We start from the raw sequence: 13,558 nt of genomic DNA on the forward strand, positions 1-13,558 counted from the left end.
AATGGCAGCCGAAACAAACACACTTTACCCTGTATTTTTAAAAGTGCGTAACCTACAAGTTCTTATTGTAGGTGGAGGGAATGTGGCTTTGGAGAAGCTTACATTTCTTACAAAATCAAGTCCTGATGCGGTTGTAGAAATGGTGGCACCGTTCTTTAGAGAAGAGACCTTGGAGATGGCGCGTAAGTTTAATGTAAAAATCACCAAGAAACGCTTCACCCGTTCTATGCTCAAAAAGCGCCACATCGTGATCGCCACGACAGACAGTTCTGCCGTAAATCAACGCGTATATAGAGCCGCGCGCAAGCGATATTTGCTGTGCAATATTGCAGATGTACCGGAGCTTTGTGACTTTTATATGGGCGGAATTGTGACTAAGGGTAATGTGAAGATCGCGATCTCGACTAACGGAAAGTCGCCTACTACGGCAAAGCGTTTACGACAGTTTTTTGAAGAGGTAATACCAGAAAATATAGATGATCTCGTTCAGAATTTGAATGAGTACAGAAAAACAATAAAAGGGGATTTTGAAGAAAAGGTTGAAACCCTAAACGAATTTACAAAAGGATTGATTTCCAAAAACTAAAGCTAAAGTTGAATGATGAGCTTCGGCTCAAAGAATAAAGAAGATGATAAAGACAGACATACTCATTATTGGAGCAGGACCTACTGGTTTATTCACAGTTTTTGAAGCTGGTTTATTAAAGCTGAAATGCCACATTATTGATGCATTGGCGCAGCCTGGAGGTCAGTTAGCAGAAATCTATCCTAAAAAACCTATCTATGACATTCCTGGTTTTCCTGAAGTGGGCGCCGGTGAATTGGTAGACAATCTTTTAGAACAAGGAAAACAATTTCAGCCAGGATTTACCTTAGGGGAGCGTGCTGAAACTATAGAGAAGCAAGAAGACGGAAGTTTCATTGTAACCACTAATAAAGGTACACAGCATCAGGCACCGGTAGTTGCCATTGCAGGAGGCTTAGGAAGTTTTGAGCCCCGTAAGCCTGTTATACCTAATATTCACGAGTTTGAAGATAAAGGTGTAGCCTATATGATCAAAGATCCTGAAGTGTATCGCGACAAAAAAGTGGTGATCGCGGGTGGAGGAGATTCTGCTTTAGACTGGAGTATTTACTTGGCCGATATTGCAAAGGAAGTAACTCTTGTGCATCGTAGAAATGAATTTAGAGGAGCACTTGATTCCGTTGAAAAAGTTCGTGAATTAAAAATGCTGGGTAAAATTAATTTAATCACTCCTGCAGAAGTTGTAGGTCTTGGAGGTGTTGATGAGCTTAAGGAGGTTGTGATCGAAAAGAATAAAGAGCAGTTTTCGGTAGAAGCAGATGCATTTATTCCATTGTTTGGTCTTTCTCCTAAACTTGGGCCTATTGCAAATTGGGGATTGGAAATTGAGAAAAATGCGATCAAAGTAGATAACACATTAGATTATCAAACCAATATTCCGGGAGTTTTTGCAATTGGAGATGTGAATACTTATCCGGGCAAATTGAAATTGATTCTTTGTGGTTTTCACGAAGCAACAATGATGTGTCAATCAGCCTATAAAATCATCAATCCTGGTAAACGTTATGTAATGAAGTATACCACCGTAAGTGGAATTGACGGTTTTGATGGTTCGAGAAAAGAAGCTGAAAAAGCAGTTATACAAGCTATAGACTAGCCCGCGAGGTCTAGTTTAGATTTAAGGCTCAGAATGGTGTTCTTGGTCAATGGCTTTTCAAGAAAGTCTATTACCTGAGCATACTTCTGAGCCTTTTCTTTGTCGTGTATGCTGGTACTTGAGGTGACGATAACCACTTGAGTTTGATTTTGCTTTTCAGTCAAAACTTCAAGAAATTGCCATCCATTAACTTCTGGCATGTTTAGGTCTAAAAAGATCAAATCTGGGTTGGTGTTGCTTAAATCTAAAAGCGCTTCTTGAGGGACTGTATAATCAACTACTTCAGTAGAAAAACCTGTTACTTCAATCAGCTTTCTAGTGATGAAGTTGGCCATCTTCTGGTCATCTACAAGCATTACTTTGATTGGCTTAAGGTTCATGCTTTTAAATCGATGTTTGAATTAATTTCTGCTTCGCTTTGTCTTACGACTCTTTTAATAACTTCATCAAGCTGCTCTGCAGATTCTTTGATTTGAGGTAGAATGGCCTCCCGTATATCGGTGTCAGGCAGGTCTGAAGTAATTTCTAAAAGTCCTAGTACCCTGCTAAGCGGTTCTCTCAAGTCGTGCGCATTTAAGTGAGATAGTTCAAAAAGTTTTTTGTTTTTTGAATGTAACTCTCGAGTGCGCAATTCTATCAGGTTTTGTTGATTGCTGTTTATTCCTTCGATCTCTTTATTTTTTAGTTCTATTTCGGCAACCAATCGTTCAAGATCATTGTTGTTTTCTATCAGTTTTTGGCTTAAGTAAATCTGTCTGTATTTTGAACCAACACTATCTATAAGAAGATGTAAAATTTCAGCATCACTATGATTAAAAACTTCATCATCATCAGAGATTATTGAGGCGCAAACCTGATACTTGCCGTAGTTGGAAAACCAGCCCCAAAGTTTACCTTGATTTAGATATAAATGAGCAAGGTATTCCGGCAGGTCTGCGGTTTTTAAATCTTCTACAAACGGAATTTGATTTGCTAATAATTTGAGCTCGTGCGGTGCAAGATCTTTTGCAAGAGAGTGCTGAGTGTATTTACCCTTAGTGAAAGTGTATCCGTTAAGCTCACCATCGTGTACCAGCATTATCCTGAAAGCCTTAAAATTAAATAAGTACTTCAGATGTCGGTTGATGGTTTTTCCTAGATCTTCCAGAGTTTCTGCCTTGCCTAAACTGCTAGAAAATTTAGAGAAAGCCTCGTAGGTTATTCTATACTTAGCACTAGAAAGATTCACAGCCTTTTTGCTTAGGCCTGAGCCTCCATAAGTTCGTTATCCAACTTGATGCCCGAAATGTCAGCCAGCGTATTAAGCATATTAACTAAATCTGCTTGTGCCATAAGCTCTTGTATTTCCTCTTCATCAAAACCTGCCTTTTCAAGAAGATCAAAATCTTCTTCGGTAATTTGACTTGAGTTTAAAGCAGCTTTAGACACCACACTAATTGCGGTTCTGTAACTTTCTGGGATAATTGGGCTATCGAGATTTTCGGTAACTCTAAAGTTAGGATTGTCACTAATCATAGCGCTCATGCTATCTGCAAAGATCCCGTGAGCTTGCGCGCAATATTCGCAGTTTCGCTCTTTTGAAACATTGTAAATGATGAGTTGTTTTAAAACGTTAGGAACATTACCCATCATCAAAGTCGATTTGAGTTTATTCCAATTTCCGCTAAGTAGTGTTGCATTTGAACCTTGGCATTTAATCCAATTCAAAACAAACGGGATTTGTAAGGTGCGTTTTGTGTCGTCGTAAATCGCTTGCACTTCAGGAGTTGCGTCTTCGTAATTTACAATTTTAAAGCGTTTAGCTTTTGAAGTAGAGGTGTTATTCATGTGTTCAATTTAGGAAGGTACAAATTAACAATTTTCTGTTAAGATGTGTGACTTAAAGTTTCGTTAATATATGTTTGAAAAACAGCTACTTGTATTTTTCCTTTGTAAAAGTGTAAAAAAAGCACGTAATCAAAAAAATCGTTTTACCTGCTCCTGTTTTTCTCAGGGAAAATATTCGTGCTCCAAAAGTTGTATTTTCTCCTCTTGTTTTACAATATTTGCAACGCAGTTCATTTTTTAATGCAGTTATCAAGAAAGGCAGAGGGATTAGACCCTGTGAAGCCTTAGCAACCCTCCGCCTGGAGAAGGTGCTACGTTCTACTCTAATTAAATGAGATAGATAACAAAACAAGTCACAGAGACTTCTCTTTTACTTTCTTAATAGCTTAATTTTGCCAATTGCCCTGATTATTTGGGTGACATTTGTGATGTTGAATATTTGAGAAGTTTGATTATGAAAACGACGATACACGACGAACTTAGAAAACGTATTTTGGTCCTGGACGGAGCCATGGGCACTATGCTTCAGCGGTATAAATTTACAGAGGAAGACTTTAGAGGGGAAAAGTTTAAAGACTGGTCCTCTCCGGTTCAAGGTAATAATGATATGTTGAGTATCACTCAGCCTGAGGCTATTGCAGAAGTGCATGCCAATTATTTTGAAGCTGGAGCCGATATTGTTGAGACCAATACCTTTAGTGGAACCACAATCGCCATGGCCGATTATGGGATGGAGGATTATGTCTACGAGCTTAATTATGAGTCTGCAAAAATCGCCAAAAAAGTCGCTCAAGAATTCACCGAAAAAGAACCCGAGAAACCACGATTTGTTGCCGGAGCGATGGGGCCTACCAATAAGACGGCAAGTATGTCGCCAGATGTAAACGATCCCGGTTTTAGAGCGATTTCTTTTGATGAGCTGCGCACAGCATACAAGCAACAGGCTAAAGCGCTGCTTGACGGTGGTGTAGATTTACTTTTGGTAGAAACTATTTTTGATACCTTGAATGCTAAAGCTGCATTATTTGCGATCGAAGAGATCAAAGAAGAGCGCAATATTGAAATTCCGGTGATGGTGAGCGGCACAATTACCGATGCTTCCGGGCGTACACTCTCAGGACAAACGGCTGAAGCTTTCCTCATCTCGGTAGAGCATATGCCTTTACTTTCTGTAGGCTTCAATTGTGCGCTTGGTGCAAAGCAATTAACGCCGTATTTAGAAGTGGTTTCTGGTAAATCAAATTTTGCAGTGTCGGCTTATCCTAATGCGGGCTTACCTAATGCTTTTGGGGAATATGATGAGACTGCAGATGAGATGGCAGCTCAGATTAAAACGTATCTCGATAAGCAATTGATAAATATTGTAGGCGGTTGCTGTGGGACCACTCCAGAGCATATACACGCTATTGCCAAGTTGGTTGAGGGCTATGCTCCCCGACCTTTGCCAGAATTAAAGAAAACCGAAGCAGCTTTATAGATTTTTGATTATGGAAACCGGTTTAAAAGAAACCTCTTCTATTACAGACTTCAGGCCTTTGAAACTTAGTGGACTCGAACCACTGGTGATCACGCCTGAAAGTAATTTTGTAAATGTTGGTGAACGAACCAACGTTGCAGGATCTCGTAAATTTTTGAGACTCATCAATGAAGAAAAATTTGATGAAGCACTCGACATCGCTCGCGATCAGGTTGAAGGTGGCGCGCAGATCATTGATATCAATATGGACGACGGACTTATTGACGGAAAGAAGGCGATGGTCACGTTCCTAAATCTTATCGCTGCAGAGCCAGATATTTCCCGAGTGCCTATTATGATCGATAGTTCAAAATGGGAGATTATCGAAGCGGGGCTGCAAGTCGTGCAAGGCAAGTGTGTTGTGAATTCGATCAGTTTAAAAGAAGGGGAAGCCGAATTTATAGACCACGCTAAAAAGATTAAACGCTACGGAGCTGCCGTGATCGTTATGGCTTTTGACGAAGTTGGTCAGGCCGATAATTACGAGCGCCGTATTGAGATTGTAAAACGCAGTTATGATATTCTCGTAGATCAGGTAGGTTTTCCGCCTGAAGATATCATTTTTGACTTGAATATTTTCCCGGTCGCCACCGGTATGGAAGAGCACCGCCTTAATGCTTTAGACTTTATTAGAGCTACAAAATGGGTGAAAGAAAATCTTCCGTACGCCCATGTAAGCGGTGGTGTGAGTAATGTATCTTTCAGTTTTAGAGGGAATAATGTGGTGCGCGAGGCGATGCACTCGGTGTTTTTGTATCACGCGATTAAAGCCGGGATGAATATTGGTATTGTGAACCCAACAATGCTTGAGGTTTATGACGATATCCCAAAAGATCTTTTAGAGCACGTTGAAGACGTGATCCTCGACCGTCGTGACGATGCAACAGAGCGTCTTCTTGATTTTGCCGAAAGCGTAAAGGGAACGGCCAAAGAAAAAACGGTTGACCTCTCTTGGCGTGAAGAGCCTTTGCAAGATCGTATCACGCGGGCTCTGGTAAAAGGGATTGACGCGTATATTCTTGAAGATGTAGAAGAGGCGCGTTTGGCTTCAGAAAAACCATTACATGTGATCGAGGGACACTTAATGACCGGTATGAACGTCGTGGGTGATCTTTTTGGAGATGGAAAAATGTTCCTTCCGCAGGTGGTAAAATCGGCGCGTGTGATGAAAAAAGCGGTGGCGTATTTGCTTCCGTATATCGAAGAAGAGAAGTTGAAAAATCCGCCACCGGCTTCAGAAAAAGAGAAGTCTAATCTTGTGTTGATGGCGACTGTTAAGGGCGATGTGCACGATATAGGTAAAAACATAGTAAGCGTGGTTTTGGCGTGTAACAACTATGAGATCATAGACCTTGGAGTTATGGTTCCGCCGGAAAAGATCATAGCTACTGCAAAAGAGAAAAATGTCGATATCATAGGCTTAAGTGGCTTGATCACTCCTTCGCTTGATGAGATGGTTTTCCTCGCAAAAGAGATGAAACGTCAAGATTTTAAAGTGCCCTTACTCATTGGTGGTGCGACCACAAGTAAAGCGCATACCGCTGTTAAGATCGATCCGGAATATCCGGAGTCTGTAGTTCATGTAAATGATGCTTCGCGAGCAGTAACGGTGGTGGGTGATTTGCTCAATCCGGATTCTTCGGTACAATACAAAGCCGGGATTAAAGAAGAATATGCCTTGTTTAGAGAGCGCTTCTTGACCCGTGGGAAAAAGCGCGAGTTTCTTTCCATTGAGCAAGCACGAGAAAATAAGTGGAAGTTAGATTGGGATACTTTTGAAGCAGTTAAACCCAACGAATTAGGAGTTCAGGTAATTGAAGAATTTGATCTTGAAAAACTTGTTGATTATATAGATTGGTCGCCGTTTTTCCGCAGTTGGGATTTGCACGGAAAATATCCTGATATACTTGAGGATGAAGTAGTGGGGGCTCAAGCAAAGGAATTGTTTGCAGATGCTAAAGTTATCTTGAAAAAGATTTTAGACGAAAAATTGCTGAAAGCTAAAGCGATCTTTGGACTGTTCCCTGCCAATACGGTTAACGACGACGATATCGAGATTGTCACTTCGGGCGGAGGTGAGAACGAAGAAAAATTCATCTTCAGAACCTTGAGACAACAAAGTAAAAAGGCATCCGGAAAACCCAATATTGCACTTTCAGATTTCATCGCGCCTAAAGAAAGCGGAAAGCAGGATTATATGGGCTGTTTTTGTGTTACTGCCGGTTTTGGAACACAAGAATTGGCTGAAAAGTATGAAGCAGATCACGATGATTATAACAGCATTATGGTAAAAGCACTGGCCGATCGTTTTGCTGAAGCCTTTGCTGAATATCTGCACGAACGCGTGCGTAAAGAACACTGGGGTTATGCCAGTGAGGAAAGCTTGAGTAATGATGCGTTGATCAAAGAAGAATACAAAGGAATTCGCCCTGCGCCGGGTTATCCCGCGTGTCCAGACCACCTAGAGAAATTGACTATTTGGGATGTTCTTAAGGTAAAAGAAAACATCGGGGTAGAACTTACCGAAAGTCTCGCGATGTGGCCTGCAGCTTCGGTAAGTGGATATTATTTTGCGAATCCGCAGGCGCGTTATTTCGGATTAGGAAAAATTAAAATGGATCAAGTTACCGATTTTGCAAAGCGTAAAAATATAGAAACGCGACTTGCAGAAAAATGGCTCAATCCCAACATTTCTGACCAATAAAAGAAAACAACCAATCAAAATAAAAACCTAAATGGTTCTCTAGATAGAACCTTCATGGTATCAGATTATGAAAATTACAGATCACATAAAAAACGCAAACGGAAAGACCTTATTTTCTTTTGAATTGATCCCGCCTAAAAAAGGAAAAAGTATTCAAGAGCTTTATAATAATATAGATCCGTTGATGGAGTTTAAACCTCCGTTTATTGATGTTACTACTTCGCGCGAGGAGTTTGTGTATATCGAGAAAGACGGTCTTCTTGATAAGAAGGTAACGCGTATGCGCCCGGGAACTATTGGTATTTGCGCCTCTATAAAGCATAAATACAATGTAGATACCGTGCCTCACGTGCTATGTGGTGGTTTTACGAAAGAGGAAACCGAATATATGCTGGTTGATTGTCATTATTTGGGCATTCACAACCTGATGGCGTTACGTGGCGATGCGATGCGCGAAGAGCAATATTTTAAGCCTACACCTGGCGGTCACGAGTATGCTTTGGGTTTGGTGGAGCAAGTTGCAGAAATGAATAAAGGGCGTTACTTGAACGGGATGGTTGAAACTTCAGATTGTTCTGATTTTTGTATCGGAGTTGCCGGTTATCCTGAAAAGCATTTGGAAGCTCCTTCTTTAAAAACCGATCTGAAACGCCTGAAACAAAAGGTTGAAGCCGGCGCAGATTATGTGGTGACTCAAATGTTTTTTGACAATAAAAAGTATTTTGAATTTGTAGACCTTGTACGTGCAGAAGGAATCGATATTCCAATTATTCCAGGGATTAAGCCTATTGCGGTAAAACGTCATTTACAATTGCTTCCGCAGGTGTTTAAAATAGACCTACCGCAGGATTTGATCGATTCGGTAGAAGCGTGTAAAACCAATGCAGATGTTCGTCAGGTGGGGGTAGAATGGGCAATTCAGCAATCAAAAGAGTTGATGGAAGGCGGCGCGCCGGTACTGCATTATTATTCTATGGGGAAAAGCGATAATGTTAAAGCGATCGCTTCAGAATTGTTTTAAGTACATTACTCATAATATTTGATACATTTGCGGGATATCTTTTAGAGAATGAAGTATACGTTTTTTGTTGCCTTTTTGTGTTTTGTTTCGGTATATGGCCAGGAAGAAGTAAAACCCTACAGTTTTGATCTTAATTATACGTACGGAACCATTCTCGAGCATAATAAAGATATCTCGCATTTGATTACTGGGCATCCCACGGGTTTTATTTTATCCTACAACCGAAGAACCTACGGATTCAACGATTGGGAAGCGCGTTACAATTATCCTGATTACGGATTTTCATTTGTGTCTCAAGATCAAAAGAACCCGTATCTGGGAGAAAATTACGGACTTTACGGGCATTTTAATTTCTATGCGTTAAATCGGCATTTGATGGTGCGTATTGCGCAAGGTGTTGCCTTCACGACTAAGCCTTTTGATATTGACGATAACTTTAGGAATAATGCTTATGGCTCAACATTGTTGAGTTCGACCTATGTAATGGTCAATTACACGCAGCCTAATATTATTGATCGTATTGGCTTGCAAACAGGTATTACGTTGGTGCATTATTCTAACGCGAATGTGCGGGCTCCTAATGCAAGTACCAATTCGTTTACCTTCAATTTAGGGTTGAACTATCAGCTGGATGATGAGGAGTTTCCAGAGTATATTCCAAAAGTGAAAAGCCGTTATACCGAACCTATCAAGTGGAATTTTGTAGTGCGGTCTGGTGCTAATGAGAGCGATTATATAGGATTGGGGCGCAGAGCTTTCTTGGTGCTTTCTTCATTTTTAGATAAGCGCATTACGCATAAAAGCAGTTTACAAGTAGGAGCCGATTTCTTTTTGAGTCCGTTTTTAAAAGATCAGATCGAGTATGAGTCTATTGCTTTTGCAAATCAATACGGTACCACAGGAGATGAAGATTGGAAGCGTGCCGGGCTGTTTGTAGGGCATGAGTTACACTTCAATAAAAACTCCTTTGTGACCCAGTTTGGGTATTATGCATATTACGACTATGATTTTGAAGGACGCGTTTATTTTAGAGGTGGTTTAAAACGCCGTTTTACCAAGAATATTTTTGGAGCCATTACCTTGAAATCCCACGGAGCAAAAGCTGAAGCTGTTGAATTTGGTATAGGTGTAAGACTTTAATAGTGTACACGCCAATCACCAAATTCTTCAACCTTAAATTTCTTGGTTAGATGATCTAAACTATCTGGGATGGGTCTTCGATCTTTAGTTATGATAATATTGTTAGGATCTTTTAAAAGAGCTTCGAATTTCGGGTAATTTTTAGGATTTCTCAGATCAATATACGATCTGGTCCAGCTTGAATCTTTTTCAAAACGTGTGTCGCGTAAAGATTCGTAATTGGTATTGCTTACTGTAATGATGCGGTCTCCCAAGTAAAATTCAGCAGAAGGTAATCGGTAATCATAAACGATCACCTTATACTCTTTCAGATCTTTACGTTGTTCTTTTATAAAAGAAAATTGAGGCTTAAAGCTGCGCATCAGCAATTCATTCTGAGGAGCAAAGCTGAAATACAAGAGTAACAAAATACACGTTGCTCCTGTGCTTAACCCAAAAAGGCGTGTGCTTTTTGAAGCATTGGCTTTAAAATTCCACCAGTAGAAATAACTTCCTATTACGGCTAGCGCAAGTATGCTTAACCAAATTTTGTATTCAAATGCGGGAATGCAAAGCAAAGCGATTGCCATCCCGGTTAAAATTCCAAAGCCTACTTTATAGGTGAGTATAAAATAGCCTTTTTCCTTTTCTAACAGTTGCCTGTAAATGCCTGCAAAGAACAATGCGAGCAAGGGATATAATGGCAAAATGTAAAAAATGAGTTTTGACGAGAACAGAGAGAATACCACCAAAATGGCCAAACACGTAAAGCCCAAAACTTTTAGTTGTAGTGTGAATTTTAAATGGTTTCGTTTAGCAATAAGCACATAAACAAAGGGCACGGTCCACGGAAGGCAAAGCAATGGCGCAAAAACAAGATAGTACCACAGTGGTTTGCTGCGTTTAAATTGAGAAGCGTCAACACTGCGTTTTATGATTTGATCTTCAATAAAATGATCAAGTAGATTGGGTTTTTCTAAAACAATAGCGATAAACCACGACGCTGAAATCAACAGCAATAAAACAATGCCTAAGACGGTATGCTTTGAAGGTTTGACAGGCTCTTTATTGATGATTTTATAGCAAATCATAAATAAGGCTACTGGTAAAAAAGCAACAGGACCTTTGACCAAAAAAGCAATTCCTAGCAATACATAACCCAAGTATAAGAAAGAGGTATTCTTTTTAAGTTTTGCGTATAAAAAGCAATAAATACTTGATAGAATAAAGGTGTTGAGAAAGGCGTCTGTAGTGAGGTTTAGCACACTGGCTAGTGCGATTGGGAAGGTGAAATAAATGAGCGCAGCATAGATGCCGGTTTTGCGATCGTCAAACCATAATTTACCCATTTTATAGACCAGCAGTAGCTGAATAATTAAAGCTACAGCCAGAAAAAAGCGGGCTCCAAATTCGTTATAACCAAAGAGTTTATAGCCTAAAGCAGTAATCGCATAAGTGACCGGGGGTTTGTGGTAATGCCCGATGCCCAGCATACGCGGGTGAAGAAAATCGTTGCTCAGCGCCATTTCCCGACCAATTTCTGCATAGCGGGCTTCACTGCTTTCTGTAAGTCCGCCTTGACTGATACCACACAGCATCAAGATAAAAATCAAACCTAAGACGAAGTAGAATTTTTTTGTTAGCATTTAAAAAATTTACACTGCCAAATTTCAATAAATCTGCTAAAAGGGAATCTTGAATTGTGAATTTATTTTTAGCGCGATAATATAATTGCGGGTTCTGCTTCTTTTTGCCGTAATTTGCTATCAAAAGTTGTTGTATACATGCAAAGAATAGTTATTGCACTTTTTCTAGTGCTTGTTTCTTGTAATTCAGAAAATGCAGAGGATTGCTTTCAGACTTCTGGAGAGACCGTAGAGGTTGAATACGAAGTGCCAAATTTCACCAGACTTAGAGCGGAAACAGAAGTTATCGTTCATATCAAGCAAGGAGAGGAGCATAAAGTTGTCCTTCGAACTGGGAAAAACTTGGTTAATGAAGCTTTGATCGAAGTTCAAAACGATGTCTTGGTGTTGCGTAATGACAACCGCTGTAATCTCGTGCGTGAGTACGGGAATTTTGAAGTGTTTGTAACGGTGCCTAACCTTACAGAAATCCGTCATAATTCTTCAAGAGAAATTTACAGCGACGGTACCTTGGTATTTCCTGAACTGTATTTAGTGAGCAACACTTCTATTGGTATCGATGTGATTTTGCGTAAAAACGGTGAATTTTATTTGGATCTTGACACCGAAAACCTTCGTGTAGATGCCAATGGTAAAAGTGTTTTTTATATTACCGGCGAAGCCGAGAATATGGATTTAGGTTTTCAAAATGAGAACCCACGTTTTGAGGGTCGGGATTTTGTGGTTCAGAATATTGATATTTACCATCGAGCACCTAACAAAATGATCATTAATCCGCAGCAAAGTTTAACCGGAGTCATCACGGGAACCGGTGATGTGATTGCAGTAAATCGTCCACCGGTTGTAGATGTTGAAGAACGCTATACGGGTAGATTAATTTTTGAAGATTAAACCGCTTATGAGATTTCTTTTTCTTGCCTTATTGACGTTTACCTTCAGCTTAAATGCGCAAGAGATAGAATTTGCTAAAGAACAAAAACCAGTCTCACTTGACGCTTCTTTTTTCTACGGAAGCATACTCGAGCACAACCCTGATATCAATCACCTTATTACTGGGCATCCAACAGGTTTTATCTTAAGTTATAACCGAAAGACCTACGGATTCAATGAGTGGGAGCGTCGCTATAATTATCCCGACTGGGGATTCTCTATGGCCTATCAAGATATGCACAATGAATATTTAGGCGAGAATATAAGCTTCTACGGCCACTTTAATTTCTACTTTTTAAACCGAAACGCATATTTCAGAATTGGTCAGGGTGTAGCAATTGCCGGTAGTCCGTATGATCCCGAAACCAACTACATCAACAACGCATATGGGACCAAGTTGTTAAGTTCGACCTACATAGCACTTCAATATAATAAACAGAATTTATACAAGGGTTTTGGTTTAAATACAGGGTTTACGATCATTCACTACAGTAATGCAAACTTGCGCGCGCCTAACAACAGTACCAATACGTTTGCTTTTAATGTTGGAGTAAACTACAACTTGGATTATGAGAATTTTCCTGATTATATTCCCGAGGGTGAACGTACTAAATTCACCGAGCCGATTCATTATAATCTAGTTTTACGCGGCGGTGCTAATGAAAGTGATATCGTAGGGCAAGGACAGTTTCCGTTTTTCGTGGTTTCAGCATTTGCAGATAAACGCATCAATCATAAGAGTACGCTGGTCGCCGGTACAGATGTGTTTTTCGCTTATTTCTTTAAAGAATTGATCAAACTTCAGGCAGCTTCTTTCCCGGAGTTGGGTGTACGTGGCGATGAAGATTGGAAGCGTGTCGGGCTATTTATTGGGCACGAGTTGCGCTTTAATAAGATCGCTTTTGTCTCGCATTTGGGGTATTATATTTATTATCCCTATGAATTTGAAAACCGATTGTATAACCGACTGGGTTTAAAGCGTTATTTTACCGAGGATATTTTTGCGGCTGTAACCGTAAAAGCCCACGGAGCAAAAGCTGAAGGCGTAGAATTTAGCTTGGGTTATCGCTTTTAAATTGACTAATGTGTAGTTTTATTCGGTGCGATTTTACA

The 13,558-nt window shown here is 40.1% G+C and carries 12 protein-coding genes and 1 riboswitch; of the genes, 8 read left to right on the forward strand and 4 right to left on the reverse strand.

Translation table 11 applies throughout. From position 1 onward, the window contains the following. Position 1 precedes the first annotated feature (1 nt). Together MED217_RS02040 and MED217_RS02045 are read left to right on the forward strand one after the other, a co-directional pair. Positions 2-586 (forward strand): precorrin-2 dehydrogenase/sirohydrochlorin ferrochelatase family protein, encoded by a 585-nt coding sequence (locus MED217_RS02040; RefSeq protein ID WP_009778809.1) that lies wholly within the window; start codon positions 2-4, stop codon positions 584-586. Between the two features lie 43 nt (positions 587-629). Then, positions 630-1,682: an NAD(P)/FAD-dependent oxidoreductase gene (locus MED217_RS02045; RefSeq protein ID WP_009778810.1), complete on the forward strand. Its 1,053-nt coding sequence runs from the start codon at positions 630-632 to the stop codon at positions 1,680-1,682. Here the strand turns inward: MED217_RS02045 and MED217_RS02050 are convergent. From MED217_RS02050 to MED217_RS02060, 3 genes are read right to left on the reverse strand one after another with little or no spacing between them, the layout of a single operon-like run. Continuing rightward, entirely contained in the window at positions 1,679-2,062 is a 384-nt protein-coding gene (locus MED217_RS02050) for a response regulator (RefSeq protein WP_009778811.1), read from the reverse strand. The two genes, MED217_RS02045 and MED217_RS02050, sit on opposite strands and share 4 nt — an antisense overlap. Next, the gene (locus tag MED217_RS02055; protein ID WP_009778812.1) at positions 2,059-2,910 is read right to left on the reverse strand and encodes a histidine kinase dimerization/phospho-acceptor domain-containing protein; all 852 of its coding nucleotides are present in this window, start codon (positions 2,908-2,910) and stop codon (positions 2,059-2,061) included. Before MED217_RS02055 ends, MED217_RS02050 begins: the two co-directional genes overlap by 4 nt. Before the next feature lie 11 nt (positions 2,911-2,921). Beyond that, positions 2,922-3,509, reverse strand: coding sequence for a carboxymuconolactone decarboxylase family protein (locus tag MED217_RS02060; protein ID WP_009778813.1), 588 nt, complete (start codon positions 3,507-3,509; stop codon positions 2,922-2,924). A gap of 243 nt (positions 3,510-3,752) precedes the next feature. Then, positions 3,753-3,856: riboswitch (SAM riboswitch) on the forward strand. 107 nt (positions 3,857-3,963) lie between these two features. Here MED217_RS02060 and MED217_RS02065 point away from each other — a divergent pair. The 4 genes from MED217_RS02065 to MED217_RS02080 all read left to right on the forward strand — a co-directional run bounded on the left by MED217_RS02065 (position 3,964) and on the right by MED217_RS02080 (position 9,890). After that, entirely contained in the window at positions 3,964-4,986 is a 1,023-nt protein-coding gene (locus MED217_RS02065; protein WP_050759312.1) for a homocysteine S-methyltransferase family protein, read from the forward strand. 10 nt (positions 4,987-4,996) lie between these two features. After that, positions 4,997-7,729, forward strand: coding sequence for a methionine synthase (gene metH, locus MED217_RS02070; protein WP_009778815.1), 2,733 nt, complete (start codon positions 4,997-4,999; stop codon positions 7,727-7,729). Between the two features lie 67 nt (positions 7,730-7,796). Then, complete coding sequence (gene metF / locus MED217_RS02075; protein WP_009778816.1) at positions 7,797-8,750, forward strand: methylenetetrahydrofolate reductase [NAD(P)H]; 954 nt, start codon at positions 7,797-7,799, stop codon at positions 8,748-8,750. 48 nt (positions 8,751-8,798) lie between these two features. Beyond that, positions 8,799-9,890: an acyloxyacyl hydrolase gene (locus tag MED217_RS02080; protein WP_009778817.1), complete on the forward strand. Its 1,092-nt coding sequence runs from the start codon at positions 8,799-8,801 to the stop codon at positions 9,888-9,890. Here the strand turns inward: MED217_RS02080 and MED217_RS02085 are convergent. Next, entirely contained in the window at positions 9,887-11,515 is a 1,629-nt protein-coding gene (locus MED217_RS02085; protein ID WP_040532523.1) for an ArnT family glycosyltransferase, read from the reverse strand. The two genes, MED217_RS02080 and MED217_RS02085, sit on opposite strands and share 4 nt — an antisense overlap. 138 nt (positions 11,516-11,653) lie before the next feature. On the opposite strand from MED217_RS02085, the gene MED217_RS02090 reads away from it, so the two are divergent. Then, positions 11,654-12,406, forward strand: a complete 753-nt coding sequence (locus MED217_RS02090) for a head GIN domain-containing protein (RefSeq protein WP_009778819.1) — start codon at positions 11,654-11,656, stop codon at positions 12,404-12,406. A gap of 7 nt (positions 12,407-12,413) precedes the next feature. Beyond that, complete coding sequence (locus MED217_RS02095; RefSeq protein WP_040532525.1) at positions 12,414-13,520, forward strand: acyloxyacyl hydrolase; 1,107 nt, start codon at positions 12,414-12,416, stop codon at positions 13,518-13,520. The last annotated feature ends 38 nt before the right edge of the window (positions 13,521-13,558 follow it).

Source organism: Leeuwenhoekiella blandensis MED217 (assembly GCF_000152985.1).
In the GTDB taxonomy this organism is placed as follows: domain Bacteria; phylum Bacteroidota; class Bacteroidia; order Flavobacteriales; family Flavobacteriaceae; genus Leeuwenhoekiella; species Leeuwenhoekiella blandensis.

Bases quoted from the DNA above. Each gene is read 5' to 3' on its own strand.
- MED217_RS02065 (WP_050759312.1), top strand. From the start codon at position 3,964: ATGAAAACGACGATACACGACGAACTTAGAAAACGTATTTTGGTCCTG.
- MED217_RS02080 (WP_009778817.1), top strand. From the start codon at position 8,799: ATGAAGTATACGTTTTTTGTTGCCTTTTTGTGTTTTGTTTCGGTATAT.
- metH (WP_009778815.1), top strand. From the start codon at position 4,997: ATGGAAACCGGTTTAAAAGAAACCTCTTCTATTACAGACTTCAGGCCT.
- MED217_RS02095 (WP_040532525.1), top strand. From the start codon at position 12,414: ATGAGATTTCTTTTTCTTGCCTTATTGACGTTTACCTTCAGCTTAAAT.
- MED217_RS02050 (WP_009778811.1), bottom strand. From the start codon at position 2,062: ATGAACCTTAAGCCAATCAAAGTAATGCTTGTAGATGACCAGAAGATG.
- MED217_RS02040 (WP_009778809.1), top strand. From the start codon at position 2: ATGGCAGCCGAAACAAACACACTTTACCCTGTATTTTTAAAAGTGCGT.
- MED217_RS02060 (WP_009778813.1), bottom strand. From the start codon at position 3,509: ATGAATAACACCTCTACTTCAAAAGCTAAACGCTTTAAAATTGTAAAT.
- MED217_RS02045 (WP_009778810.1), top strand. From the start codon at position 630: ATGATAAAGACAGACATACTCATTATTGGAGCAGGACCTACTGGTTTA.
- metF (WP_009778816.1), top strand. From the start codon at position 7,797: ATGAAAATTACAGATCACATAAAAAACGCAAACGGAAAGACCTTATTT.
- MED217_RS02085 (WP_040532523.1), bottom strand. From the start codon at position 11,515: ATGCTAACAAAAAAATTCTACTTCGTCTTAGGTTTGATTTTTATCTTG.
- MED217_RS02090 (WP_009778819.1), top strand. From the start codon at position 11,654: ATGCAAAGAATAGTTATTGCACTTTTTCTAGTGCTTGTTTCTTGTAAT.